General features: G+C 38.6%; 16 protein-coding genes, 2 tRNA genes and 3 rRNA genes. 16 read left to right on the top strand and 5 right to left on the bottom strand.

What is annotated here, in order from left to right; all coding sequences use genetic code 11:
* Window position 1: 1 nt before the first annotated feature.
* The 5 genes from ACY0M5_RS05625 (at window position 2) to ACY0M5_RS05645 (ending at window position 7,105) form a co-directional block, all read left to right on the top strand.
* Window positions 2-1,009, top strand: a complete 1,008-nt coding sequence (locus ACY0M5_RS05625; RefSeq protein ID WP_461631077.1) for a homocysteine S-methyltransferase family protein — start codon at window positions 2-4, stop codon at window positions 1,007-1,009.
* Between the two features lie 14 nt (window positions 1,010-1,023).
* Complete coding sequence (gene metH / locus ACY0M5_RS05630) at window positions 1,024-3,672, top strand: methionine synthase (protein ID WP_461631078.1); 2,649 nt, start codon at window positions 1,024-1,026, stop codon at window positions 3,670-3,672.
* A gap of 78 nt (window positions 3,673-3,750) precedes the next feature.
* Window positions 3,751-4,710 (top strand): methylenetetrahydrofolate reductase [NAD(P)H], encoded by a 960-nt coding sequence (gene metF, locus ACY0M5_RS05635; RefSeq protein WP_124993887.1) that lies wholly within the window; start codon window positions 3,751-3,753, stop codon window positions 4,708-4,710.
* 515 nt (window positions 4,711-5,225) lie between these two features.
* On the top strand, window positions 5,226-5,765 hold the full coding sequence (locus tag ACY0M5_RS05640) for a hypothetical protein (protein WP_461631079.1): 540 nt from the start codon (window positions 5,226-5,228) through the stop codon (window positions 5,763-5,765).
* Window positions 5,766-6,466: 701 nt separating this feature from the next.
* The gene (locus ACY0M5_RS05645; protein WP_124993884.1) at window positions 6,467-7,105 is read left to right on the top strand and encodes a hypothetical protein; all 639 of its coding nucleotides are present in this window, start codon (window positions 6,467-6,469) and stop codon (window positions 7,103-7,105) included.
* A gap of 50 nt (window positions 7,106-7,155) precedes the next feature.
* On the opposite strand, the gene ACY0M5_RS05650 is transcribed toward ACY0M5_RS05645, so the two are convergent.
* The 4 genes from ACY0M5_RS05650 to ACY0M5_RS05665 form a co-directional block, all read right to left on the bottom strand.
* Window positions 7,156-8,097 (bottom strand): 2-hydroxyacid dehydrogenase, encoded by a 942-nt coding sequence (locus ACY0M5_RS05650; protein WP_461631080.1) that lies wholly within the window; start codon window positions 8,095-8,097, stop codon window positions 7,156-7,158.
* A 188-nt stretch (window positions 8,098-8,285) separates the two neighbouring features.
* Entirely contained in the window at window positions 8,286-8,783 is a 498-nt protein-coding gene (locus ACY0M5_RS05655; protein ID WP_124993882.1) for a hypothetical protein, read from the bottom strand.
* 58 nt (window positions 8,784-8,841) lie between these two features.
* Complete coding sequence (locus ACY0M5_RS05660) at window positions 8,842-10,182, bottom strand: dihydroorotase (protein WP_461631081.1); 1,341 nt, start codon at window positions 10,180-10,182, stop codon at window positions 8,842-8,844.
* A 113-nt stretch (window positions 10,183-10,295) separates the two neighbouring features.
* Window positions 10,296-11,027: a polyprenol monophosphomannose synthase gene (locus ACY0M5_RS05665; protein WP_461631082.1), complete on the bottom strand. Its 732-nt coding sequence runs from the start codon at window positions 11,025-11,027 to the stop codon at window positions 10,296-10,298.
* Window positions 11,028-11,884: 857 nt separating this feature from the next.
* Between ACY0M5_RS05665 and ACY0M5_RS05670 the strand changes: the two genes are divergently transcribed.
* The 11 genes from ACY0M5_RS05670 to ACY0M5_RS05720 all read left to right on the top strand — a co-directional run bounded on the left by ACY0M5_RS05670 (window position 11,885) and on the right by ACY0M5_RS05720 (window position 23,961).
* Window positions 11,885-13,404: ribosomal RNA gene (locus tag ACY0M5_RS05670) — 16S ribosomal RNA — on the top strand.
* 146 nt (window positions 13,405-13,550) lie between these two features.
* Window positions 13,551-13,624: transfer RNA gene (locus ACY0M5_RS05675), tRNA-Ile, on the top strand.
* A gap of 86 nt (window positions 13,625-13,710) precedes the next feature.
* Window positions 13,711-13,784, top strand: a tRNA-Ala gene (locus tag ACY0M5_RS05680).
* A 121-nt stretch (window positions 13,785-13,905) separates the two neighbouring features.
* Window positions 13,906-16,782: ribosomal RNA gene (locus tag ACY0M5_RS05685) — 23S ribosomal RNA — on the top strand.
* Window positions 16,783-16,888: 106 nt separating this feature from the next.
* A 5S ribosomal RNA gene (gene rrf, locus ACY0M5_RS05690) occupies window positions 16,889-16,999 on the top strand.
* Together the 16S, 23S and 5S rRNA genes with 2 tRNA genes alongside form the textbook arrangement of a ribosomal RNA operon.
* 267 nt (window positions 17,000-17,266) lie before the next feature.
* Complete coding sequence (rpsO, locus tag ACY0M5_RS05695) at window positions 17,267-17,536, top strand: 30S ribosomal protein S15 (RefSeq protein WP_101263426.1); 270 nt, start codon at window positions 17,267-17,269, stop codon at window positions 17,534-17,536.
* Between the two features lie 102 nt (window positions 17,537-17,638).
* On the top strand, window positions 17,639-19,771 hold the full coding sequence (gene pnp, locus ACY0M5_RS05700; RefSeq protein ID WP_124993277.1) for a polyribonucleotide nucleotidyltransferase: 2,133 nt from the start codon (window positions 17,639-17,641) through the stop codon (window positions 19,769-19,771).
* Window positions 19,772-19,872: 101 nt separating this feature from the next.
* Complete coding sequence (locus ACY0M5_RS05705) at window positions 19,873-20,361, top strand: hypothetical protein (protein WP_461631083.1); 489 nt, start codon at window positions 19,873-19,875, stop codon at window positions 20,359-20,361.
* A 173-nt stretch (window positions 20,362-20,534) separates the two neighbouring features.
* Window positions 20,535-21,170, top strand: coding sequence for a deoxynucleoside kinase (locus tag ACY0M5_RS05710; protein ID WP_321320598.1), 636 nt, complete (start codon window positions 20,535-20,537; stop codon window positions 21,168-21,170).
* A 115-nt stretch (window positions 21,171-21,285) separates the two neighbouring features.
* Window positions 21,286-23,010: a tetratricopeptide repeat protein gene (locus tag ACY0M5_RS05715; protein ID WP_461631084.1), complete on the top strand. Its 1,725-nt coding sequence runs from the start codon at window positions 21,286-21,288 to the stop codon at window positions 23,008-23,010.
* A gap of 138 nt (window positions 23,011-23,148) precedes the next feature.
* Window positions 23,149-23,961, top strand: a complete 813-nt coding sequence (locus ACY0M5_RS05720) for a hypothetical protein (protein WP_156196710.1) — start codon at window positions 23,149-23,151, stop codon at window positions 23,959-23,961.
* Between the two features lie 2 nt (window positions 23,962-23,963).
* On the opposite strand, the gene ACY0M5_RS05725 is transcribed toward ACY0M5_RS05720, so the two are convergent.
* Window positions 23,964-24,503 carry an RNA methyltransferase gene (locus ACY0M5_RS05725; RefSeq protein WP_156196711.1) on the bottom strand — a complete coding sequence of 180 codons (540 nt, stop codon included), beginning with the start codon at window positions 24,501-24,503 and terminating at the stop codon, window positions 23,964-23,966.
* Between the last annotated feature and the right edge of the window lie 92 nt (window positions 24,504-24,595).

Consider the following 24,595-nt stretch of genomic DNA (forward strand, 5'->3'; position numbering starts at 1 on the left):
TATGGAACAGAAATTTACATCTATTAAAGAGGCATTACAGAAGCAAATTCTTGTTTTAGACGGTGCCATGGGAACAATGATTCAGGCGCACAAGTTGACTGAAGCAGATTTTCGTGGAACCCGTTTTGCAGATTTTTCAAGTGATCAGAAAGGACACAACGACTTACTGACTTTGACTCAGCCTGAAATCATTAAGGAGATTCATCAAAAGTTTTTGGAAGCCGGAGCCAATATTATTGAGACCAATACATTTAATGCCAATGCAATATCATTGGCCGATTATCAATTGGAAGAATTGGCCTATGAACTGAATTTTGAAGCAGTGAAAAATGCCCGTGCTGCTGTTGATGAAATGAATGTTATTGATCCAAATACTCCACGTTGGGTAGCGGGAGCAATAGGCCCAACCAACAAAACGACTTCCATGTCGCCAAAGGTTGAAGATCCTGGATATCGGGATGTAGGTTTTGATGATTTGGTGAGAATTTACACCGAGCAGATAAAGGGATTACTGGATGGTGGAGTAGACGCCCTTTTGATAGAAACAATTTTTGATACTTTAAATGCCAAGGCTGCGATTTATGCGGCTGATTTATTGCTGGAAGAAAGAGGATTGGATACACCAATCATGATTTCGGGAACCATTACTGACAACAGTGGACGAACTCTTTCGGGACAAACCCTGGAGGCTTTTGTTACTTCAGTAAAATGTGACCGATTGCTGAGTATTGGATTGAATTGTGCTTTTGGAGCCAAAGATTTGGTGCCGTATATTCAACAATTGGATACGTTGCTTCCGGTTTATGTGAGTGTTTATCCGAATGCAGGTTTGCCAAATGAATTGGGAGAGTACGACGAAACTCCTCAAACCATGTTGGGTGATTTAAAAGAATTATTGGATAATAAGAAGATAAATATTGTTGGAGGTTGCTGTGGAACCCGACCAGAACACATTAAAATATTAGCTGATGCGGTTAAAGGTGCTGCCCCAGAGAAATTCCGGTTGTAGAAAAGGAAACCCGTTTGAGTGGATTGGAATTGCTTCGAATTAATTCGCTCACCAATTTTGTGAATGTAGGAGAACGGACTAATGTGGCAGGTTCTATAAAATTTGCCCGTTTAATTCGTGAGAAAAAATACGAAGAAGCACTTTCGATAGCTCGCAATCAAGTTGAAAACGGAGCACAAATCATCGATGTAAACATGGATGATGCCATGTTGGATGCTGAAAAGGAAATGGATATTTTCTTAAAGTTATTGGTGTCTGAACCGGAAATTTCCCGTGTTCCCATCATGATCGACTCATCAAAATGGTCGGTGTTGGAAACAGGATTGAAATGTGTGCAGGGAAAATGTGTGGTCAATTCAATTTCATTAAAAGAAGGTGAAGAAGAATTTATCGATCATGCAACCAAAATAAAAAGATACGGAGCTGCTGCTGTTGTAATGGCTTTCGATGAAAAAGGACAGGCCGATACTTTCCAGCGAAGAACTGAAATTTGCGCAAGAGCCTATAAAATATTAACCGAAACGGTTGGCTTTCCGGCCGAGGATATCATTTTTGATCCCAATGTATTGGCAATTGCCACAGGAATCGAAGAACACAACAACTATGCGGTTGATTATATCAAAACCGTAAAGTGGATCAAAGCCAATTTGCCACATGCTAAAATTAGTGGAGGAATCAGCAATCTGTCTTTTTCTTTCCGGGGAAACAATACAGTTCGGGAAGCAATGCATTCTGTTTTCTTGTATCATGCCATAAAAGAAGGCTTGGATATGGGAATTGTAAATCCGGGAATGTTACAGATTTACGATGAAATAGAACCAGAACTTTTACAAAAAGTAGAAGATGTGGTTTTGAATCGCAAGCCTGAGGCTACCGAGATACTCATTGAATTGGCCGAAGGATTGAAATCGGTAGGGAAAGTTCAGGTGAAAGCCGATGCATGGAGAGAAAAACCTTGTTTTGAAAGACTTTCTTATTCTCTGGTAAAAGGAATCACCGATTTTATTGAACAGGATTCTGAAGAAGCCAGACAGTTGTTGCCTCGCGCATTGGATGTGATTGAACAACCTTTGATGGATGGAATGAACATTGTTGGCAATTTGTTTGGCGAAGGGAAAATGTTTTTGCCTCAGGTGGTAAAATCAGCAAGGGTAATGAAAAAGGCTGTTGCTTATCTTCAACCTTTTATCGAGGAAGAGAAAAATAGTTTGACCGATGCGAAAAATGCCGGTAAAATAGTAATGGCGACCGTTAAAGGTGATGTACACGATATTGGGAAAAATATTGTTGGCGTAGTTTTAGGATGTAACAATTTCGAGGTGATTGATTTGGGCGTTATGGTTCCAAGTTCAAAAATTTTAGAAGTCGCCATACGAGAGAACGTGGATGCAATTGGTTTAAGCGGGCTGATCACTCCATCCTTGGAAGAGATGTGTTTTGTTGCCGAAGAAATGAAGCGGCAGGGCTTGAATATTCCTTTGGTAGTAGGAGGTGCAACCACTTCGGAATTACACACAGCAGTAAAAATAGAACCAAACTATGACAATGGTGTGGTTCACGTTGTAGATGCGTCCAAGTCGGTTGGGATCTTTAAGCAGTTGTGCGATAAAAATAAAAGAGAAGATTTTTTGGCAAAAACCCGTGATGAGTATCAAATTGTGCGTGAAGATCATGAAAATAAAAAACCGGTTGAATACTATACTTTGGATGAGGCCCGGAAAAACAGAGAGCAAATTGATTGGAAAACCGCTCCTATTTACCAGCCAAACAAAACAGGATTGCAGGTTCTAAATAACTTTTCGATTGGCGAAATCCGCAAATACATCGACTGGACTTTCTTTTTTGTAGCCTGGGAGCTAAAGTGTATGTATCCTGAAATTATGGAAGATCCGGATTTTAAGGAACAAGCTAAAATTCTTTTCGATGATGCCAATTACATGTTGGATGTAATTGAGCGCGAAGGATTGATTGAAGCAAGTGCGGTTTACGGATTGTTTCCTGCCAATAGTGTTGGCGATGACATCGTATTGTTTACCGATGAAGACAGAACAAATGAAATTACCAGATTTTGCGGCATTCGTCAACAGGAGAAGTTTAAAAAAGGACTGAGCAGTTTGTGTTTGAGCGATTTTGTGGCTCCAATCGAATCGGAAAGAATCGATTATGTGGGCGCCTTTGTGGTAACAGCAGGTTTGGGTATTGAAGAAATACTTCAGAAATTTGCCGAAGATCATGATGATTACAACAGCATCATGATTAAGATTTTGGCTGATCGTTTGGCGGAAGCTTTCACCGAATTACTGCACGAAAAAATCCGTAAAGAAGATTGGGGATATGCTGCCGACGAAGATCTTGACATAGAGATGATGCTTCGTGAACATTATCAGGGAATTCGTCCTGCTTTTGGATATCCGTCATTGCCCGAGCATTCCGAAAAACAGGTGCTTTGGGATTTTATGGATGTTGAAAAAAACATAGGAGCAACATTAACCGAAAGTTTTGCCATGTATCCGGCAGCTTCGGTGAGTGGATTGATTTTCGCTCATCCGGAGGCATTGTATTTCTCTATCGATAAAATTAAGGAAGATCAATTAAAGGATTATGCCTCCCGAAAAGGAATATCCGAAGAGAAGGCAAAGAAGCTGTTAACAGCTATATTATAAATATGATTTATGAGAATTGGTAGTATCGGGAATGAATTTTATTTCTTAAATCTAATATCTCACATCTAAATTTAACCAATGAAAGTAATCGAACTATTAAATCAGGCAATTGAGAATAAAACCACACATTTCTCATTTGAATTGTTGCCTCCTTTGAGGGGAAACAGCATATACAAAGTTTTTAACACGATAGATAAGCTAAAGGAATTCGATCCTAAGTACATTAATATCACAGCACATCGCGACGAGGTGGTTTTCACAGAATCGGAAAGTGGTTTAATTGAAAAAAAAATTACCCGAAAGCGCCCGGGGACGGTAGCAGTGGCGGCAGCAATAAAAAATGAATACAAAATAACTGTTGTTCCTCATGTAATTTGCAGCGGATTTACCCCGGAAGAGACTGAAAATGCACTTTTGGATTTAAATTTCCTGGGTATTTACGATTTACTACTACTGCGTGGTGATTCATCTTCCCGCCATGCTTTTATTTCCAGTGAAGGAGAGCACAAATATGCGATCGATTTAATCAATCAGGTGAATGAAATTAACAAAGGCGGGTTTTTGGATGGCACACATGTAGAGCCTTTTGCAACTCCGTTTTCTTTCGGTACGGCCGGATATCCTGAAAAACACGAAGAAGCTCCAAATATTGATTCCGATATTTATTGGTTGAAAAAGAAAGTGGATGCCGGAGCTGAATACATCGTTACCCAAATGTTCTTCGATAATCAGAAATTCTTTGATTTTGTAAAGAAAGTTCGCGATGCCGGTATTACAGTTCCTGTTGTTCCGGGTATCAAGCCAATATCTGCTTTAAGCCAGTTAACAGTGCTTCCTCAGATTTTCAAAACCGATATTCCTGAAGCATTAGCTGCCGAAGTTCGCAAATGCAAAACCAACGATGAGGTAAAGCAAGTTGGTATAGAGTGGGGAATTCAGCAAGGAAAAGAATTGATTCAGCACGGGGTTCCTTCCTTACACTTTTATACACTTATGGCATCCGATTGTGTTCGTGATATCGCAAAAGCAATCTATTAAATACGTTAAGGTTTATTTTTTCCTTCGAAAAAAGAAGCATCCAGTATCAAATTAAACCCAGAGGCTCAAGATCTGATACCATCCCCCTGATTTTTAATCAGGGGGTAAGGAGCAACAGAATTTCTAATTCGTATTCAGCTGTTGGCAGTTAGAAAACGATCCCGCAATGGGAGATCTCTTTGTGTTTTTACTTGATTAGCACTTTTTTGGATTAAATGGAACGCTTTCTCTCACAAAGTGTCCCTCATTTCTCAGTATGGAAATCCCTTTGGCTCAGAGAGGAAAGATTAGCTTATTGATGGGAAGCACTCCAATGATGAGTTTCGTGAATTAATCCTGCTCAGGGATTTAAAACTTTGTGCAGCTTTTTATTAAATTTGCAAAGAAGATCGTATAAGTAATCTTTTAGAATTATGTACGATTTATTTTTGACTATGCACCTTGAATTTTCAGCGAATACATGATAAAAATAGAGATTGAAGTGTTTTTGACAGAGAATGATAAAATTTATTGAAATGAAGAGAATACTATTTGTACTGATGTTTTTATTTGTTGCAGCATTTTCGAATGCCCAAATTTTTAATACATCAGGAATTTTAAAAAATGGTGAGGCGTCGATTGGATTTGAACCCTCGATGTTAGTATCCAATGGATCAAATGAATTTTTAATGTTTTTCCATGCAGGAGTAGGCGTTGGAAGAAATATCGATTTGGGAGCTAAAATTGGTGCTTTTGGCGATGAAACTTATTACGGTGGCGATGTGGAGTTCGGAATCAGTAAGAATCTCTCATTGTCAGCAGGAGCTCACCATTTTCATGACTTTGGTTTCGATGGAACGGCCAATGTAACAGTTCCCTTGGCATCGGGTACAAAATTGATTGCCGGATTAGATATGGATATTAATTTTGGCGATGAAACAACTATCCCTCTTTGGGTGCCAATCGGCATAAGAGTTGCTGTAGGAAATGGATGGTCGCTGATTATGGAAGCTGAAATTGAATTAACCGATGAGGCTTACCATTACTTTGGAATCGGCATGGCTTATGGATTTTAGAATTTACAATTACAAATAAAAAAAACTCCGCTTTGGGCGGAGTTTTTTGTTCTAAATATCTCTATTTTCCAAATTCATCAATAGTTTTTTGAGCCCTAACTTCCGATAGTTTCCTATTCGATTCATGTGTCCAGTCACCAATGTGCAGACTCAGCAATGCTTTTTCCGCTTCAATCTGATAAACAAACACCTTTCATCTGACCAGATACGGATTTTTCACCAGATGGCAATACGAACCACTTTTCCGTGTGCAGTATTAATAAGGCAAATCAGTTTTTTTTAATTTATTCAGGAATTCATTATTCACCATAAACATCGTATCCTTTGTTTGCTGCACATACAGACTCATAATATCGCATTGCTCAAACAAGTCTTCAATCATTCTTCCTTCGCAGAACTTGCCTGAATAGTTGAATTTGTCGTAATCAGTTGCTTTTCTGTCAAAACTTTTAATGGATAGGCAAAAATAATTTCCGTAGTACCGTATCTCATAATTCTAATAATATCGTTTTTTAGGTTCTGTTTATAGGTTCATATTTGTTGATGAAAGGCTTTTAATTGTTGATTAAATGCTATTGAGTAAAGATTTTTGAGAAAAAATATTTTTCTATTAAGTGGATTTTAGGTAAATTGAATTGAACAGTAATACTTGTGGTATTGGTGATTATTTTTACATAAAATAATGTAATTAACTTAAACTCATGAAAAAGCGAAAAACAAGCATTCAGAAGTTAAAAGAATTTGCAAGGCAGTCTAATAGAAATATTGACTTTTCAGTGAAGCATTGTCATGGTAATGCTTTGAATCCTCTTATTTATAATCTTCGAAATCTGTATATTCCTAATAATGGAGGTGAGAATAGTTATTTTGTATGTTTTGGAGATTCTCGAAAGATAAATGAAAAATCAACGTTTAGTGGTGTTTTTTTCCCAATATCGATGTGCAGATCAGCTAAAATACTTATCAGAAAGAAAAATATAAAGGATATATTTAATCCTTTCTTATCGCAGAGCGATTATAAAACGGGCAATGAATCTTTCGATTCTCAGGTGGTGATAGAGGAGTTTGATTCTATCGGGACAAATAATATTTTTAAGAATTTAGAGATACAAGAATTGATTTGTAACTCATTGGAGTTTGATAAAAGGCTTAAAATCGGAGTGAATCTTGTAAATACCAGTTTTGTTCCGTCATTAATAAACAGATCTCATTTTGGAATTTTTACAACAGACAGATGGTTCGTTGAGCCGGAAAAAATAGAAACTTTATTCAGCATTGCAGAAGAAATCAGAAGTCATATTATTCAGATTGAGGAGCCTAAGCTGGAGCTTCATATTTAAAATACAAAACCTTTAATTTAATTAAAGGTTTTGTATTTTAGTAAGAATCATTACTCTCCAAATTCATCAATAATCTTTTGAGCCGTAACTTCCGATAGTTTAATATTCGATTCATGTGTCCAGCCTCCAACGTGCGGACTAAGCAATACTTTTTCCGATTCGATTAAATATTGAAACTCTGCGGGCAGCTCCGATGCATGCAAATCTTCGAATGAAGTTTTTTCATATTCCAGTACATCCAAACAAGCACCTTTTACCTTTCCTGTCTCTAAATTTTTCACCAAATCAGCAATACGAACAACTTTTCCGCGAGCAGTATTAATAAGGTAAATTGGCTTTTTAAATTTATTAAGGAATTCATCATTCACCATAAACATTGTTTCCTCCGTTTGCGGAACATGTAAACTCAAAACATCACATTGCTCAAACAAGTCTTCCATCTGTTTTTCTTCACAAAACTCATCCGAATAATCGAATTTATATTTGTCGTAGGCAATAACTTTGCAACCGAAACCTTTCAGGCGTTGGGCAAAAGCACCGCCCATATTTCCATATCCAATAATACCAATGGTTTTTCCTTTTATTTCGATGCCTCGATTTTCTTCCCGTCGCCACATTCCATTTCTAACTTCCCAATTGCACCGGCACAAGTTGTTGAAAAGAGAGAGCAGCATTCCTAAAGCATGTTCACCAACCGCATCTCTGTTTCCTTCCGGAGCATTAAAGCATCTAATCCCTTTGCTTTCGGCGTAGTCTACATCAATGTTTTCCAATCCGGCACCCACACGACCAATAAATTTCAGACGAGTAGCCTGGTCTAATTCTTCCTTGTTCAACTTGAATTTACTGCGGATAATAATGCCGTCGAACTCATGAAAAATTGCCAGAAGTTCTTCTTTGTTTTTTTCAGGAGCATAAGTGCATTCAAACCCTGCTTCTTCAAGCATTTCTTTCAAACGTGCGTGGGTTGAATCTATAAATAGTACTTTCATTTTTTTATGATATAAGATTGTAGATGTGAGAAGTTTCGGGCCTTTTTTCTTAGGCAAGGCCGTATGTTCTCAAATGCCGTACAAAAGTAAATGTAAATTTAGAAAATGAACAATCTGTTTGAAAGTATTAATGGCGGTTGATAGCTAAGAATTGGAATTGGTTTAAAATTAGTGAAAATTACAAACGATCATTTTTTATCAGCATCTAAATCCACTACAAAACTGGCTTTGTATCCTCTGACTTTTCCCAGAGCATCATATATCTCGTAGCCAAACATCATTTTTTTAACTCTCTTTTCAAGAGAAAGCTTTTTCGCATCCCAAAACCATTCCTCTTCAAACTGAATGTTTCCCGTTTTATTCATCAAATCACTTTCAGCTATTATTTTTTCAAGTTCAGGAATTGATAACTGATGATTGTCGTAATAATCAAAGGCTGGAAGATCTCCATTTCTTACCGCATTAATAATGTCTTTCACCAGATCGTGAATATTGGTATTTGCAAGGCATTCAGTTTTCCAATCATCTTCCGGATTCGGATTAGTCACCAAAACCTCATAAATAATAGGATTGGCGATTTTCACACCAGAATATTCTTTGTTTTCAACAGTGTCTTTCTGCTGGCAGGAAAACAAAAACAGCCCTGAAAAAATCAGAGCTGTAACTATAAGATTATAGTGTTTCATATTTTGAAGATTTCACCTTTTTACTTTTACCTTTTTTCTTATTTCTCAAATCTCACTTCTATCTTTCAAAACTCAGCCTCATTCCTTTAGTACTGTCATCAAATACACCATTGTCGTAGGCCAAATGACCATTAACAAAGGTTTTGTCTACTTTATATTGGAATTTTTCACCATCAAAAGGAGTCCATCCACATTTGTATAAAGAATTGGCATTGGTAGCTGTCCAGTCATCTTCTTTTAAAAGAACCAAATCGGCGTAGTATCCCTTGCGAATAAATCCACGTTTTTCAACCTGAAAAATTTCAGCCGGAGTATGGCACATTTTCTCCACTACCTTTTCCATACTGATTTTTCCTCTACGTGCTTGTTCCATCATTGCTATCAGCGAATGCTGAACCAAAGGACCACCACCGGCGGCTTGCATGTAGTTGCCATCCTTTTCTTCCGGAGTATGAGGAGCATGGTCAGTTGCAACCACATCCAAACGATCATCCAAAAGAGCTTCCCAAAGCGCATCCTGATCTTTTTTTGTCTTAATTGCAGGATTCCAACGTATTCTCGACTTCTTAGTCAGGTAATCTTTATCATCAAACCATAAATGATGAACACAAACCTCACTGGTAATTCTTTTATCTTTTGCAGGAATCGAATTATCAAACAAATCCATTTCCATTGCACTCGACAAATGCAGAATATGCAAACGTGTATTGTATTTCTTTGCCAGTTCGATAGCTTTCGATGACGATTTGTAGCAAGCCTCGGCACTTCTTATCACACCATGATACTCCATAGGAATGTCATCACCGAATTTTTTCTGATATTCAGCCTGATTTTTATCAATGGTGGGAGTGTCCTCACAGTGGGTTGCGATCAACATGGGCGATTTTTCAAAAATCTGCGAAAGCGTGTCAATATCATCTACCAACATGTTTCCGGTCGACGAGCCCATAAATATCTTAATGCCACAAACCGATTTCGGATCTGTTTTTAAAATCTCCTCCAGGTTTGTGTTTGTAGCGCCCATATAAAAGGAATAGTTTGCCAAAGATTTTTCAGAGCCTAATTTATAACGTTCAGTTAGCAATTCCTGAGTTACCGTTTGTGGTTTCACATTGGGCATATCCATAAAGGAGGTAGTTCCGCCAGCAACGGCAGCTCTCGATTCTGTATACAAGTCACCTTTTTGTGGCATTCCCGGATCACGAAAATGAACCTGATCATCAATAACACCCGGAATCAGTAATCTTCCGGCAGCATCAATAACAGTCCAATTCTTATCCGTAACTTCAGGAGCTGAAGTATATATTTCTTCAATTAGCTGATTTTTTACAAGAACACTTCCTGCAAACTTTTTGCCTTCATTAATAATCAAGGCGTTTTTAATTAGAAAACTTGACATTTGGTTGCTTAGTTAATACGTTGTAATATTTTGTATATTATAGTATATAGATGTTTGGGAAGCCTCACTATTTTATCAAATAAATTAATCTCATAGCTAACATCTCATTTCTCCTATCTATTATATTTTGTGAAAAAGCTTCTCAATTTCATTTTAATCACTCCCCAAACAGCTTCATTAAAAATTCCACCACTCATTTTAGAGGTTCCCTGAGTTCTGTCGGTAAAAATAATTGGTACTTCAATAATATTAAAACCAAATTTCCAGGTGGTAAACTTCATTTCAATCTGAAAAGCATAGCCTTTAAATCGGATATTATCCAAATTAATCGTTTCCAATACCTTTCTTGTATAGCATTTAAAGCCGGCTGTAGCATCATGAATCTTCATTCCCGTTACAAATCGGACATATTTCGATGCAAAATACGACATCAATACTCTACCCATAGGCCAATTTACAACATTTACACCGGAAACGTAGCGCGATCCAATAGCCATATCGCCGCCTTTTTCCGAACAAGCCTTATATAAGTGAACTAAATCTTCCGGATTGTGTGAAAAATCAGCATCCATTTCGAACACATATTCATATTTGCGTTCCAACGCCCATTTAAAACCAGTAATATATGCTGTGCCCAAACCAAGTTTGCCCTTGCGTTCTACAATGTGCAGCTGCGAAAACTCATTTTGTAGTTTCTTTACAATAGTAGCAGTCCCGTCTGGCGAGTTATCTTCTATAATCAGAATATCAAAAGCTGTATCCAGCGAAAAAACCTTCCTTACAATCGCTTCAATATTTTCTTTTTCGTTGTAAGTTGGGATAATAACAATACGATTTGTCACCATGAGAGATTAATGTGTTAAAATAATTTTGCAATACGAAGATAGTATATCTACCTAAAATCTTTTCCGAACGATAGTTAAAAAGCCTAAAATTTTTAATTTTAATTCATTCCATTCCCAATTTTGTATAAGAAAGAATAGAGAAATTGGTCGGGCTATCCGCTAAATCTTTTACTTCGTTCCTCGTTAAAAGGATATCGCTTCTATCCCTAATGGAGGGATCTCCCGATCATCAGCGAATAATGTTTTACTCAGCACCATCAGGAATCATTGGTTAATTTACTTTTTATAAAAAATAATTATTCATGTTATCAGTTAGTTAAGTTAATGTTTGGAAAAACTTTTTAAATGTATTAGGAATTGGGAAAAATAATGGTTTATCTTTGCACCGCTTTCAACGGAAAGTGAGCAGGGTTTTGAGTGATTTGGGGAGTAATTTTTTTATCACCGGAACGGGTTTTATTTTTTTTTGAAATTTTTTCACTTTGGGATTAGGATATAATGAAATAAATGATTTATCTTTGCACCCGCTTTGGGAGCTAACGAGCTCGTGAGACCCTAGGAAACTTGGGGATTACAGCGAAATTGTCCTGAAAAAAAAAGTTGAAAAAAGATTTGCAGGTTTGGGATTTATTTCTTTATCTTTGCACTCGCTTTTAGAGACAGCAACGGCTGTCTTGTTTAAGAATGAAATTTTAGAACAGGTTGCCTTTTTAAGTAAGGGGTATACAGCCGACAGAAGTTCTTTGAAAATATTGGAAACAACAAGTTAGGTAAATACAGGGAATAAAACCTTGTCAAGTAAGAATTACGATAACTATAAATACATCCAAGAGCAGAATTATAACAAAAGTTTTTATACAACGAAGAGTTTGATCCTGGCTCAGGATGAACGCTAGCGACAGGCCTAACACATGCAAGTCGAGGGGTATAGGCAGCTTGCTGCTTAGAGACCGGCGCACGGGTGAGTAACGCGTATGCAACCTACCTTTTACTGGGGGATAGCCCAAAGAAATTTGGATTAATACCGCATAATATATTTGAATCGCATGGTTTGAATATTAAATCTACGGAGGTAAAAGATGGGCATGCGTAGCATTAGTTAGTTGGTGAGGTAACGGCTCACCAAGACTATGATGCTTAGGGGGTCTGAGAGGATAGTCCCCCACACTGGTACTGAGACACGGACCAGACTCCTACGGGAGGCAGCAGTGAGGAATATTGGTCAATGGGCGCAAGCCTGAACCAGCCATGTCGCGTGCAGGATGACGGCCCTATGGGTTGTAAACTGCTTTTTTACAGGAATAAACTTTGCTACGTGTAGTGAACTGAAGGTACTGTAAGAATAAGGATCGGCTAACTCCGTGCCAGCAGCCGCGGTAATACGGAGGATCCAAGCGTTATCCGGATTTATTGGGTTTAAAGGGTCCGTAGGCGGGCTTTTAAGTCAGTGGTGAAATCCCGGAGCTCAACTCCGGAACTGCCATTGATACTGAAAGCCTTGAATTTAGTTGAGGTGGGCGGAATACGTTATGTAGCGGTGAAATGCATAGATATAACGTAGAACACCGATTGCGAAGGCAGCTCACTAAGCTAACATTGACGCTGATGGACGAAAGCGTGGGGAGCGAACAGGATTAGATACCCTGGTAGTCCACGCCGTAAACGATGATTACTCGTTGTGCACAATACACCGTGCGTGACTGAGCGAAAGCATTAAGTAATCCACCTGGGGAGTACGTTCGCAAGAATGAAACTCAAAGGAATTGACGGGGGCCCGCACAAGCGGAGGAACATGTGGTTTAATTCGATGATACGCGAGGAACCTTACCTGGACTTAAATGTAGATTGACCGGCTTAGAAATAGGCTTTCTCTTCGGAGCAATTTACAAGGTGCTGCATGGTTGTCGTCAGCTCGTGCCGTGAGGTGTCGGGTTAAGTCCCATAACGAGCGCAACCCCTATCGTTAGTTGCTAACAGGTTAAGCTGAGGACTCTAGCGAGACTGCCACCGTAAGGTGAGAGGAAGGTGGGGATGACGTCAAATCAGCACGGCCCTTACGTCCAGGGCTACACACGTGTTACAATGGCCAGTACAAAGGGCAGCTACCAGGTGACTGGATGCTAATCTCAAAAGCTGGTCTCAGTTCGGATCGGAGTCTGCAACTCGACTCCGTGAAGTTGGATTCGCTAGTAATCGTAGATCAGCAACGCTACGGTGAATACGTTCCCGGGCCTTGTACACACCGCCCGTCAAGCCATGGAAGCCGAGGGGACCTGAAGTACGTAACCGCAAGGAGCGTCCTAGGGTAAAATTGGTAACTGGGGCTAAGTCGTAACAAGGTAGCCGTACCGGAAGGTGTGGCTGGAACACCTCCTTTCTAGAGATTGGAAGTATTGTACTATAGGAATTGAGATTCGATAAGAGTTTTAGACTGTATTTCCTGACTGATTGTTTTCATAAATTTATTTATACCATAACCCATAGCGTTAGGGTGTTTTCACCGCTAAGCTGATAGGTAGTAATAGTCCTGTAGCTCAGTTGGTTAGAGCACTACACTGATAATGTAGGGGTCCGCAGTTCAAATCTGCGCAGGACTACTATTTAATTATCCATTAGGAGTTATTGATTACGAATAGAACGTAATTAAATGATTTGTAATTTGTAATTGGAGTGAAACGATTATGGGGGATTAGCTCAGTTGGCTAGAGCGCCTGCCTTGCACGCAGGAGGTCATCGGTTCGACTCCGATATTCTCCACAAAAATACGATGGTGTATTTAAAGTTCTTTGACATATTGAAACAAAATTAAAGTAGAAGTAACAAAAGTAAAGAAACAGGGATGAATTCCGGTAACGGGATTTAATTTTTGTTAACACAATAAGAAGTAATTAAGAGCGTATGGCGGATGCCTTGGCTCTCAGAGGCGATGAAGGACGTGATAAGCTGCGATAAGTCATGGAGAGGTGCAAATAACCTTTGACCCGTGAATTTCCGAATGGGGCAACCCACCTATTTTAATAGGTATCCAGCAATGGAGGCAAACCCGGAGAACTGAAACATCTAAGTACCCGGAGGAGAAGAAAACAAAAGTGATTCCCCTAGTAGTGGCGATCGAACGGGGATCAGCCCAAACCTATATTGTTTCGGCAATGTAGGGGTTGTAGGACTGCAATAAGAGAAATGGCGTGAAGTGGAAGTGTTTGGAAAGACACACCGAAGAGAGTGATAGTCTCGTACACGTAAGCAAAATGCCTCCAGCAGTATCCTGAGTAGCGCGGAACACGAGAAATTCTGTGTGAATCTGCCGGGACCATCCGGTAAGGCTAAATACTCCTGAGAGACCGATAGTGAACAAGTACCGTGAGGGAAAGGTGAAAAGCACCTCGAATAGAGGAGTGAAATAGTACCTGAAACCATACGCTTACAAGCGGTCGGAGCACCTTTTGGTGTGACGGCGTGCCTTTTGCATAATGAGCCTACGAGTTACTCCTCACTAGCGAGATTAAGGGCTTCAGGTCCGTAGTCGAAGCGAAAGCGAGTCTGAATAGGGCGTAAAGTTAGTGGGGGTAGACGCGAAACTTGGTGATCTACCCATGGTCAGGCTGAAGCTCTGTTAATCCAGAGTGGAGGGCCCAACCCGTTGACGTTGAAAAGTCTTGGGATGAACTGTGGGTAGGGGTGAAAGGCCAATCAAACTGAGAAATAGCTCGTACTCCCCGAAATGCATTTAGGTGCAGCGTCAGAGTCGAGAGTTATAGAGGTAGAGCTACTGATTGGATGCGAGGGCTTCACCGCCTATCAAATCCAGACAAACTCCGAATGCTATAACTTATATCTGGCAGTGAGCCCGTGGGTGCTAAGGTCCACGGACGAGAGGGAAAGAACCCAGACCATCAGCTAAGGTCCCCAAATGTATGTTAAGTTGAACTAACGAGGTGAGATTGCATTGACAGCTAGGATGTTGGCTTGGAAGCAGCCATTCATTTAAAGAGTGCGTAACAGCTCACTAGTCGAGCGATCTTGCATGGATGATAATCGGGCATAAAACATACTACCGAAGCTATGGATTTAGAATTTATTCTAACTGGTAGGGGAGCATTCCAGCGGCGCAGAAGCAGTGTGGTAATGCATTGTGGAGCTTCTGGAAAAGCAAATGTAGGCATAAGTAACGATAATGCGGGTGAGAAACCCGCACGCCAATAGACTAAGGTTTCCTGATCAACGCTAATCGGATCAGGGTTAGTCGGGACCTAAGGGGTAGCCGAAAGGCGAACTCGATGGACAACGGGTTAATATTCCCGTACCGGCTTTAACTGCGATGGGGTGACGAAGAGATGAAAGCACCGCGAACTGACGGAATAGTTCGTTGAAGACCGTACGTGATGAGAGATGCAGGTAAATCCGCATTTTGAGCTGAAAGTCGATAGTACTGCAATGCTACGGCAGCGCAGATAGTGTGCCTAATTTTACTTCCAAGAAAAACCTCTAAGCTTCAGGTTAAAGCTGCCCGTACCTCAAACCGACACAGGTAGTCAAGTAGAGTATACTAAGGCGCTCGAGTGATTCATGGCTAAGGAACTCGGCAAAATAGTCCTGTAACTTCGGGAGAAAGGACGCTCTCAGCGATGAGAGCCGCAGTGAAATGGCCCAGGCGACTGTTTATCAAAAACACATGGCTTTGCAAAAACGAAAGTTGAAGTATAAGGCCTGACACCTGCCCGGTGCTGGAAGGTTAAGTGGAGATGTTATTTTCGGAGAAGCATTGAAATGAAGCCCCAGTAAACGGCGGCCGTAACTATAACGGTCCTAAGGTAGCGAAATTCCTTGTCGGGTAAGTTCCGACCTGCACGAATGGTGTAACGATCTGGGCACTGTCTCAGCCATGAGCTCGGTGAAATTGTAGTATCGGTGAAGATGCCGATTACCCGCAACGGGACGGAAAGACCCCGTGCACCTTTACTGCAGCTTCACATTGATTTTGGGTAAGTAATGTGTAGGATAGGACGGAGACTATGAAGCGGGTTCGCCAGGACTTGTGGAGTCAACCTTGAAATACGTCCCTTTGCTTATCTGGAGTCTAACGTCTGACGACGGACAGTGTGTGGTGGGTAGTTTGACTGGGGTGGTCGCCTCCAAAAGAGTAACGGAGGCTTCTAAAGGTACCCTCAACACGTTTGGTAATCGTGTGTAGAGTGCAATGGCACAAGGGTGCTTGACTGTGAGACATACAGGTCGATCAGGTACGAAAGTAGAGCATAGTGATCCGGTGGTTCCGCATGGAAGGGCCATCGCTCAAAGGATAAAAGGTACGCCGGGGATAACAGGCTGATCGCTCCCAAGAGCTCATATCGACGGAGCGGTTTGGCACCTCGATGTCGGCTCGTCACATCCTGGGGCTGGAGAAGGTCCCAAGGGTTGGGCTGTTCGCCCATTAAAGTGGCACGCGAGCTGGGTTCAGAACGTCGTGAGACAGTTCGGTCCCTATCTGTTGTGGGCGTTGGAAATTTGAGAGGATCTGACTCTAGTACGAGAGGACCGGGTTGGACGAACCTCTAGTGCATCTGTTGTGGCGCCAGCTGCATTGCAGAGTAGCTACGTTCGGAAGGGATAAGTGCTGAAAGCATCTAAGCACGAAGCCTACCTCAAGATGAGATTTCCTTTAAGGGTCGTTGGAGACTACGACGTTGATAGGTTGCAGGTGTAAAGGCGGTGACGTCAAAGCCGAGCAATACTAATTACCCTAAAACTTTTGAGTGCGGTGTTCATTTCTGAATTTTTTCGGATGTTATTTTTACTTTGATTTTTTTGATATGTCTATGATATTATCTTGAGGGTGTAAGCTCAATATTAGATGAATGATTTTAGGTGTCTATTGCATCGGGGTTCCACCTCTTCCCATTCCGAACAGAGAAGTTAAGCCCGATAGCGCCGATGGTACTGCCAACAGGTGGGAGAGTAGGTCGACGCCAACTTTTAAAGAGTCTTGTTCCTATTGGAATGAGACTCTTTTTTTTTGCCTGAAATTTAATTTTGCTGAGAAACCCGGAAGGAAATCTTTTTTTAGAGACAATTTGAAATAGCAGATAAGCCTGTAATAGAAGTAATTTTCATTAATTCAGCATTTTGAATGGATGTTTTTATTGCTATATCTTGCTTTGTAGAAAATATTGCTTAATTTTGCGAACTGATTGTATAAGGCAATCAGTAATAGAAATTTTAAATTTTCAAATAAAAGAATTATGTATTTATCAGCAGAGAAAAAGCAAGAGCTTTTCGAGAAGTACGGGAAGTCTAACAAAGATACTGGGACTGCAGAATCACAAGTAGCTTTGTTTTCATACCGTATCAGTCACTTGACTGAACATTTAAAGAAAAACAGAAAAGATTACAGTACCCAACGTGCACTGCAATTGCTAGTAGGTAAGAGAAGAAACTTCCTTGATTACTTAAAAGCAAAAGATATTGAAAGATACAGAGCTATTATCAAAGCTTTAAATATTCGTAAATAATATCATATTAAAGCAATCCCGAGTAATCGGGATTGCTTTTTATAATATATAGCGACATCCTGTTGCTTATCCTAAAAAGAGTTTGAAATAAACTACACAAAGATGAAAGTGATTGAAAAAATAATTGAATTAGGTGATGGAAGGTCCATCACAATTGAAACAGGGAAGTTAGCAAAACAAGCTGATGGAGCTGTTGTAGTTAAAATGGGTAAGACCATGTTGTTGGCTACTGTTGTGTCTGCAAAAGATGCAAAAGCGGATGTTGATTTTATGCCTTTGTCGGTTGAATATAAGGAGAAATTCAGCGCATTAGGTAGATTTCCTGGAGGTTTCATGAAACGTGAAGGCAGACCTTCAGATTATGAAATTCTTGTCTGTCGTCTTGTGGATCGTGCTCTACGTCCATTATTTCCTGCAGATTACCACGCAGAGACTTTTGTTTCCATTAACCTTATTTCGGTTGATGCTGATGATATGCCTGACGCTCTTGCAGGCTTAGCTGCATCTGCAGCGATCGCAGTATCAGATGTTCCATTCTCAGAACCAATTTCTGAAGTTCGTGTTGCCCGAATCGATGGCAAAATGATAATTAATCCATCTCGTACAGAATTAGAAACTGCTGATCTTGATATGATTATTGCTGCTACCATGGATAACATCATGATGGTTGAAGGTGAAATGTCTGAAATTTCTGAAGCTGAAATGCTGGAAGCTATCAAATTCGGTCATGAAGCTATTAAAGTTCAATGCCAGGTTCAAGTTGAGTTGGCTGAACTAACAGGTAAAACTGTTAAAAGAGAATATTGTCACGAAACTAATGATGAAGAACTTCGTCAGTTAATCGTGGATAAAACATATGCTAAGGTATTAGCCGCAGCAAGATTACAAAACCCAAATAAGCATGAACGTTCTGATGCATTTGGTGCAATAAAAGAAGAGTTTATCGCTGAATATTCTGAAGGTAAAGACGCTTTAGAGATTAACAAGTCTTTGATTGGTCGTTACTATCACGATGTTGAAAAAGACGCTGTTCGAGAAATGGTTTTAGAAGATCGTGTACGTTTAGATGGTCGTAAGACTGACGAAATTCGTCCAATCTGGTCTGAAATTGATTATTTACCAGGTGCTCACGGTTCTGCTATATTTACCAGAGGTGAAACACAATCATTAACTTCGGTTACTTTAGGGACTAAGTTGGATGAGAAAATGGTGGATGATGTATTGTACAGAGGAAAAGAGAAATTTGTTCTTCATTATAATTTCCCTTCATTTTCAACTGGAGATGCCCGTCCTTCGCGTGGCATAAGCCGTAGAGAAGTTGGTCATGGGAATCTTGCTTTTAGAGCGTTAAAAGGGATGATTCCTAGCGATTCTCCATATGCAATTCGTGTAGTTTCTGATATCTTGGAATCTAACGGTTCATCTTCAATGGCTACTGTATGTGCAGGAACATTGGCGTTGATGGATGCAGGTATTAAGATTAAAAATCCGGTAACTGGTATTGCAATGGGATTGATCTCAACTAAAGGTGCTGAGAAATATGCTGTATTGTCTGATATTCTTGGTGATGAAGATCACTTGGGAGATATGGATTTTAAAGTAACTGGTACTAAAGATGGTATTACAGCTACTCAAATGGATATAAAAGTTGACGGACTTCCTTACGAAGTTTTAGCTCAAGCATTAGATCAGGCACGTTTGGGTCGTCTACATATTCTTGGAAAAATTAAAGAAACTATTAGTGAACCAAGAGAAGATTTGAAACCTCATGCTCCGCGTATTGTATCTATTGAAATTCCAAAAGATATGATCGGTGCAGTAATCGGACCAGGTGGAAAAATTATTCAAGAAATTCAAGAATCAACAGGTGCTGTTCTTGTTATTGAGGAAATTGACAATAAAGGTGTTGTTGATATTTCTGCTAATAATAAAGAAGCAATTGATGCAGCTTTAGCTCGTATTAAAGGTATTGTTGCAATTCCTGAAGTTGGAGAAATCTACAAAGGAAAAGTAAAATCAATAGTTGCTTTTGGTGCTTTTGTTGAAGTTCTTCCAGGAAAAGATGGTTTGCTGCATATTTCTGAAATTGAACACAGAAGATTAAATACAGTTGATGAAGTTTTGAAAGAAGGTCAGATTATTGAGGTAAAACTTATTGAAGTTGACGCTAAGTCGGGTAAACTGAAACTTTCCAGAAAAGCTTTGTTGCCTAAGCCTGAGAAAGAGGAGAAATAGAAAATCAAATATATGATTGGAAATCCTGGATTTATTCCGGGATTTTTTTTTGTTATTAGTTGAATGTCTAACTTTAAAACTTCTAAAACAGAATCGGCCTTATGGATGAAAATTGGGTAGACAAAATTTCAAATGAAATTGATGAACAAATTGATCTTTATATATCAGTACGCGACTATCGATTTTATCAAATTGAAAAACTGAAAAGAATAGCAAAGCACTTAAACAATGATAAAAGTTGTTTAGAATGCAAATATGCCCGAAAAGAGTTGGAAACTATCGTTCTGGAGTTGGATCGATTAATTAACAAGTCAGGCGTAAATAAAAGTGAATATGAGAAAAAAGTTGAAAGCTTGCTAAAGCATTTAAAGGATAAGCATAAAGTTTTTCAGGCCCATTATTTCACTTATACTTATTCCGCAACATACACATTCCTTGGAGCTGGTTTAGGGCTTCTTTTGACTTATGGGATATTTTATAGTTTCAACCCGTCAGTGTTTTTTCTGACTTCTGGAATTGGAATGTTCGTCGGAAATGTTCTGGGGAGCAGAAAAGACAGGATTTTAGTTCGGGAGGGAAAACAGATTTAGACTAAAAAAAAGAATATCAAATTCGAATAAATAGATGGACTTTTCCAATTTTATTATAGCTAAGAGTCATTGTTACTATTTTATTTGCAATGGCTCTTCCTTTTTTATAAAAAAGCCTGATATTTGTGCCTCATTTTCTATTTTTATGTCTCCAAATCTGTAACTCACTATTAATGGATTATAAATTTATCGTAATAGAAGGAAATATTGGTGCTGGTAAAACCTCACTCTCTCATAAGATTGCGGAACAATATAATGCGAAGCTCATTTTGGAGCAGTTCGCAAATAATCCGTTTTTACCCAAATTTTATAAGGATCCGGATAAGTATTCATTTCCTTTGGAGATGTCTTTTTTAGCAGACCGATACAATCAATTAAAAAAGGAATTAAGTGAGACAGACTTATTTAAATCATTTACGATTGCCGATTATTATTTTATGAAATCATTGATTTTTTCGAAGCAAACGCTAAAGGATGATGAGTATAGTCTGTATCGGCAGTTTTTCCATATTATCTATAATTCCTTACCAAAACCCGATTTATATGTCTATCTACATTCAAATGTAGATAAGCTATTAAGCAATATAAAAAGTAGAGGGAGAGAGTATGAACAGGAAATTTCAGCAGATTATTTGCAGAAAATTCAAGACAGTTATTTCGAGTTTTTTAAACAGCAGCAGGAACTCAGTTTCCTTGTTATAGATACAAATAGCATCGATTTCGTTAATAATTTAGATGATTACAATAAAGTTTCAGATACGATATTCAATTTTAACTGCAAAAAGGGGGTAAATAGAATTATTCTCTGAAGGCCTTGTTATATCAAATAAAATTATCGAATCGATTTAATTTGCATAAAATTTTCTTAAATTTGTTTTTGAACTAGATTATAATGTTTAAAGTTAAAATAATTAAGTAGTTGTTATGAAAAGATCAAAGGTTATTTCCCTAGCTTCTTTGCTGTTATCAGTTGCAGTTCTTACGAGTTGTGCAGGATTGAGCAAAATGAAGAAAGAAGCAAGTAACATCAAGTATCAAGTGACTCCTGAGGTTTTGGAAGCTCATGCAGATATGGTTGATGTAAAAATCACTGTTAATATTCCTGCAAAGTATTTCAACAAGAATGTTGTTTTAGTTGCAACTCCGGTTTTAAAGTTTGAATCAGGAGAGAAAGCTTTCCCTTCAAAAACTTTGCAAGGTGAAAAAGTTCAAGGAAACAATACTGTTGTTCCTTACGAAACAGGTAAAACAATCACTTACACAGGAAAAATTCCTTACGAGCAAGCGATGAGAATTTCTGACCTTGAAGTAAGAATGGTTGGAAGTAAAGGTGATAAGTCTCAGGAATTTGATCCTTATAAAGTTGCTGATGGTGTTATCGCTACTGCTACTTTGGTTCAAAATGCTCCACGTAGTATTGTTGGAAAAGATGCTTTCCAAAGAATTATTCCTGAAAGTAAAGAAGCAGATCTTCATTACTTGATTAACAGCGCTCAAATTCGTTGGTCAGAAATGAAAGCTGATGACATTACTGCTCTTAAAGCATATTTGGATGCTGCTAAGATGGATGAGAATAAAGAATACAAAGGTGTTGAAGTTGCGGCTTATGCATCTCCTGATGGAAAGCAGGATTTTAATGAGAAGTTAGCTACTAAACGTGAAGGTTCTTCTTCTAAGTACATTAAAAAAGAAATGAAGAAAGCTAAAATGAGTGATTATGCTGCTGAAGAATTCTTTAAAAGCAAAGTTACTCCTGAAGATTGGGCTGGATTCCAGGAATTAATGAAAGCTTCTAATATTCAAGATAAAGAGTTGATTTTGCGTGTTCTTTCAATGTATTCAGATCCTGAAGTACGTGAAAAAGAAATCAGAAACATTTCTGCTGCTTTTGACGAAGTTAAAAAAGAAGTACTTCCTAAATTGAGAAGAGCTAAATTTACTGTTAACGTTGACCTAATTGGAAAAACTGATGCTGAATTAAAGTCTCTTGCTTTAAGCAACCCTTCTGAATTGAATGTTGAAGAATTATTATTTGCTGCTACATTAGTTGATTCTGCTAAAGATAAATTGGCTGTATACGAAACTGCTAAAAAGCAATTCTCTAACGATTGGAGAGGTTATAATGATGCTGGTATGATCTTATTCGGAATGAATAAAGTATCTGAGGCTAAATCTAACTTTGAAAAAGCTGATCAGCTATCTGCAAACAATCCTGTTGTTAAAAACAACTTAGGTGCTGTTGAGTTAGTAAACGGTAATGTAAGCGAAGCTGAAGTTCTTTTTGGAGCTGCAACAGGAGCTGGAAACGAAGTTAATTACAACTTAGGTATTGTTGCAGTTAAAAAAGCACAATACGATACAGCTGTTAAGCAATTTGGTGAGTGTACTGCTGCTAATGCTGCATTGGCTAACATCCTTGTTGGAAAATACAATGTTGCTTTAGACAAACTAAATGCTAACACCAGCGATGATGCAATAGTTTATTATTTGAAAGCTGTTGTTGGTGCAAGAACTGATAACAATAACCTTGTTTTCACAAACCTTGAAACAGCTGTTGCTAAAGATGCTTCTTTAAAAGCTGCTGCAAAAACCGACATGGAATTTGCTAAAGTTTTCGAAGATGCTAAATTCAAAGCTATTGTTGAATAATTAATTATTCCTAAAATATTGAGAAGCGACCCATTTATGGGTCGCTTTTTTTATTCTTGTAATGCATTTATTCAGTAGATTTTTTATCTTCGTCTTCTCACTATTATCAGTGAAATAATGAATTAATTTGATTGTAGAATGGAAATTCAATTCCCATATAAAGTAGTAAACAATTTTCAAGGCTATATTTTCTTTTCGGAAATGCATCACCAAACAAAGAGTTGCTTTGAGGAGCAAATTGTTCTGAATTTTGCAAACACTAAGGTGATTGAATCCAATTTGTTTGCCATATTGGGAAGTATTATTGCCGGTTTGGAGCGCAGGAAGAATAAAATCCGACTTTTGAATATGCAGGAGCCTATTCAAAACTTATTTAATTCTAAGAAGCTGATTAATGGTTCTGCCCGCAAATATTTATGGAAGTGTTTTGTGAAATGCCAGCAGTTTGCTTCGGTAGATGAAGAGGCTTTGGCTGATTATTTGGAAAAGAGGATCTTTCCCGAGCGACCTGAAGTGAAATTAAATAAGCAACTGAAAATGGCTGTTCAATTGTGTGTGGCCGAAGTTTATCGGAATGCTTTCGCACACAGCAACTGCAAAGAAGTTTTTATTGCACACTATTATTCTGTTTATAATAAGAAGCTTTTAATAAGCATTGTAAGTCAGGGGCGACCATTTAGTTTGCTCGTAAATAAGACTCTTAATAAAAGGTTAAATGGTGTAGGAGCCATCGAGTGGGCTGTTGAGAACGGACATACAACAGGAAAAGATACTCATAAAGGAATTGGATTGTATACTATTCGTCAGTTTATAAAGCAAAATCAAGGCAAAATTCAAATTATATCGGGCGATGGAGTTTGGAAACAGGTGAAGCACCGAAGCTTTTCAAAATTGCATGAAAAAGAATTTCCGGGATCCGTTATTACCTTAGAATTTAATCTTCAGGAATAAGCTTACTTTTTCTGATAATTTAGTTTTGAGAAAAGATCCCAAAGCACGATTCCACAGCTTACCGATACATTAAAAGAGTGTTTGGTTCCGAATTGTGGTATTTCTATACAGCCTTCAGAAAGACTTACAATATTCTGTTGAACACCTTTTACTTCATTTCCAAAAACCAAGGCATATTTCTTAGAGGAATCCATTGTGAAATTTTCCAGAGATGTGCTGTTTTCTGCTTGTTCAACAGAGTAAACATCAAAGCCATTACTCTTTAATTGCGCAACAGCATCTTCCGTTTTTTCGAAATATTCCCAATAGACAGAATCTTCCGCTCCTAAAGCAGTTTTGTGCAATTCGCGGTGTGGAGGTGTGGCAGTAATTCCACAAAGATATACAGCTTCTACCAAAAGTGCATCCGATGTACGAAAAACAGAACCAATATTGTTCAGGCTTCTTACATTATCCAAAACAATAATGATGGGAGTTTTTTCAGATTCTTTAAACTCATCGATGCTTTTTCTGTTTAGCTCGCTGTTTTTTAGTTTTCTCATTGCTTTTATTGGAATATAAGGTCAATAATAGAATTGGCTACAAAAATATAAAAAAAGGAATCCTTTTGAGATTCCTTTCGTTTATTTTGTTT

Origin of the sequence: Labilibaculum euxinicum (genome assembly GCF_963678175.1) — a bacterium.
GTDB classification, from domain to species: domain Bacteria; phylum Bacteroidota; class Bacteroidia; order Bacteroidales; family Marinifilaceae; genus Labilibaculum; species Labilibaculum euxinus.